General features: G+C 48.9%; 3 protein-coding genes. 2 read left to right on the plus strand and 1 reads right to left on the minus strand.

Features of this window, described 5'->3' with window-relative positions; all coding sequences use genetic code 11:
- Window positions 1–169: 169 nt before the first annotated feature.
- Complete coding sequence (locus B2751_RS04170) at window positions 170–826, minus strand: response regulator transcription factor (protein WP_290752459.1); 657 nt, start codon at window positions 824–826, stop codon at window positions 170–172.
- A gap of 130 nt (window positions 827–956) precedes the next feature.
- Between B2751_RS04170 and B2751_RS04175 the strand changes: the two genes are divergently transcribed.
- Window positions 957–2,111, plus strand: coding sequence for a hypothetical protein (locus tag B2751_RS04175; protein WP_290773037.1), 1,155 nt, complete (start codon window positions 957–959; stop codon window positions 2,109–2,111).
- Between the two features lie 197 nt (window positions 2,112–2,308).
- On the plus strand, window positions 2,309–3,298 hold a 990-nt coding region (locus B2751_RS04180), incomplete at its 3' end, for a PAS domain-containing protein (protein ID WP_290773039.1).

Below are 3,298 nucleotides of genomic sequence, written 5' to 3' on the forward strand. Positions count from 1 at the left end.
GCTTCAAGCGCTTGTTTGATGATGTTCGCTTCCCGCGCGAGTTGATCGTACCGTTCGCCTTCTGCAAACCGATTGACAAGGAACGCCGTCAAGACGAAACTGAGGACCCCCATCACGAGCAGCGGACCGACGACAGCGTATAAGAACTTACGCATCAAAGGACGTCGTTTCATTCAATCGCCTCCAATCGATAGCCGACCCGGTGCACCGTCTTCAATTGTTGTCTAATGACGGGTAGCTTATCGCGCAATTGTTTGACGTGCGTGTCGACCGTCCGGGTATCGCCTCCAAATGCGTAACCCCAGACGTCGTCAAGAATCTGATCCCGGCTCAGTGCCTCCCCGAGATGTTCGATGAAGTAGAGCAACAGTTCGAATTCCATCTTTGCGAGACTGACTGCCTGTTCTCCCAATTTGACTTGGCGTCCCTTCTCATCGATCGTCAAGTCACCGAACACATGACGGGCGACCGGCCGGACTTTTAATGCCCGTTCAAGCCGGATCGTCAATTCCTTCAGGACGACCGGTTTGACGAGATAATCATCGGCACCGAGTTCGAGTCCGAAGACACGATCATCTGCCTCCCCACGCGAGGTCATCATGAAGACGACCGGCGGCTGAACTTGTGATTTGATACTTGGCACGAGCGACCAACCGTCACCGTCCGGCAAGCGGACGTCGATTAAGACAGCGTCAAACGTTGTCGTTAAGCACTGTTTCGCCTCTGCTAACGAACCGGCAATCGTTACCTCATACGCATGGTGACGCAGGAAACGCGCTGTCACCTGCGCTAATTTTTGTTCATCCTCAATCAATAGTACATTCATGGTCATCCCTCCACTCCTAGTGTAGCGCCTTTTTGTCCAGATTTTCCTTTCTTCGCAGTTTCTTTGCAACTTCCTCACAACTTCTCTTTCGTGACCCTCTACCATAAAAGGTGAAAGGAGTGATCATCCCATGACATTCAAAAAACAATGGATCACTGCATTGACAATTAGCGTATTAACCGTTGGAGGCGCATCAGCATATGCTGCGACGAACGACGACTCGAGCACGACAAAACAAGCGAAACACGGGCACCACTTCGAAGGTATGAAAAAACACGACATGACGTTACTCTTGAAAAAATTGAACCTGACACAAACTGAGGTAGATGCTGCCCGGGAGAAAGGGCAATCAATCGCAGATCTTGCAAAAGCAAAAGGGATCTCGTTCGCTGATTATAAAAAGGCAGAACTCGCAGCAGCAAAGGAACAGCTCGCTAGTCTCGTTAAATCAGGTGACTTAACACAAACGCAAGCAGACGACATGTTGAAGCGCCAAACGGAACGATTCAGTGGCGTCAAGAGCTACGATGAACTCAAAGACAAGATGCCGATGGGTCGCCACGGTGGACCAGGTTTCTTCAATGAATCGTTGATTGCTGACGTCCTGAAAGCACTCGGACTGAGTCAGTCAAAATTCGATGCAGCGAATCAATCGCTTGCTGCTTATGCGAAGGCACAGTCGATTAAGTTCGCCGACTATAAAAAAGCATTGCTTGCGGCGCAAACAAGCGAACTCAATCAACTCGTCAAAGACGGGAAGATGACGAAAAAGCAAGCAACGGAAATCAAGTCTCGTCTGACCGAAGAATATAAGGACGCGAAGAGCTACGACGATCTTCCTGATCGCGGCGAACACGGTAAGCGTGGTGACCATGGACCGGGTGGTGTCTTCGGTGACTCGACGTCAGCAATTTTAAAAGCACTCGGACTCGATGAAGCGAAATTCAAAGCAGCGGATCAATCATTGCCTGAATTTGCGGAAGCGAACAAGATTGCTTACGCCGATTTCGAGAAAGCCGTCCTGACAGCACAAACTGCTGCGATTGATCAACAAGTCAAAGATGGCAAGCTGACAGACAAACAAGCGAAACAAATCAAGGAACACATCCAGTCGCGCGCAGATGCGGTCTCAAGCTACGCTGATCTCAAGAAAGGACCAGCACGCGATGGTGGTCATGGTCGAGGACACGGACCTGGTCCGGGTGGTGACATGCCGGGCGCACCGGATCAAGGACCGGATGCGGATCCGAATGCGAGTGCTACATCCGTCGATTTAGCGATTTAAGATTTAGACCGAAGCTCCTTCACCGGAGCTTCGGCTTTTTTTGTTCACGTTAGGACAATTGTCTTTTAATCATGAATTTCATATACTGGTTCACTTTTTTGAAAAATAAGTCTATTCCTTGAACGAAGGTTGCAAATTCCATTTCCTACACCCGATACTAGTAGAGAGAACGTTAGTATCGTAAGGAGGTGACGTGGATGGCTTTTCATGAAGCGATGAATCGGATTCGTCAATCCGACACAGCCCCACTCTATATCGGTGGACTTGAAGTGTCCCGTCCGGAAACGGCGGAAGCCTTCTTTCAACAACAAACAGATGCAATTTTTTTATTTGATGCCTCTGGAACAATCATTTATTTCAACGAACAGTTACAGGACATGCTCGGCTATTCCGCTGAGACGCTCTATGAGCACTTTGCTGTCTTCAATCCACCTGATCAAGTCGAAGCGGTGACATCCTTTTTCAATCGTGCGTTACATGGTGAGACCGTTCATTATACGGCACAAGGACTTCATGCCGATCAACACCGGGTTACCTTAAAAATTACGAACATGCCGATCGAACAAGACGAACAAGTCATCGGCGTTTACGGGATCGCACGTGATATCACACGTGAGAAACAACTCGAAGAAGATGTCTCGTCCATTCGCTCCCAACTTGAACTGACGGAACAGATTCCTGAACTCGTCATCTTCCACTTTGATATCCACACACAAATGATCGAGTTTTCCCCCGCACTCCTCTATTTTTTAGGGTTGTCGGAAACCGATGCAACGACGCTAGATCAAGCACAATTATTTAGTCGGATTCATCCACGTGACTTCGATCCGCTCCGGTTCGAGATGGAACGTTTGATTGCGGGTGAAAAGGAACGTTTTGAAATGGAAGTCTCCCTGTTGACCGCTGACGATACCTATCAGCTGTTGCGCTTGAAAGCCTTCCATCGTCCGCATCATCCGGATCATCTATCGGTCGTCCTCTATGATTTATCGGAAGTCGACGAGGCGCGACGTCAACTCGTCACGGAACGGGCACAGGCACGTGAAATCTACGAAGCCGTTAATGCCGCGATCTCACAAATCGACTTGTTCTCGGGTCGGATCCTGTTTCATTCGCAAGGATTTCTGCATATCTTCGAAGAATTGCCAGAGAATTTAATCCTTAGTCGCGAGTGGTTGTACGAACGA

The organism is Exiguobacterium sp. UBA6282 (genome assembly GCF_002440475.1).
Lineage (GTDB): Bacteria > Bacillota > Bacilli > Exiguobacteriales > Exiguobacteriaceae > Exiguobacterium_A.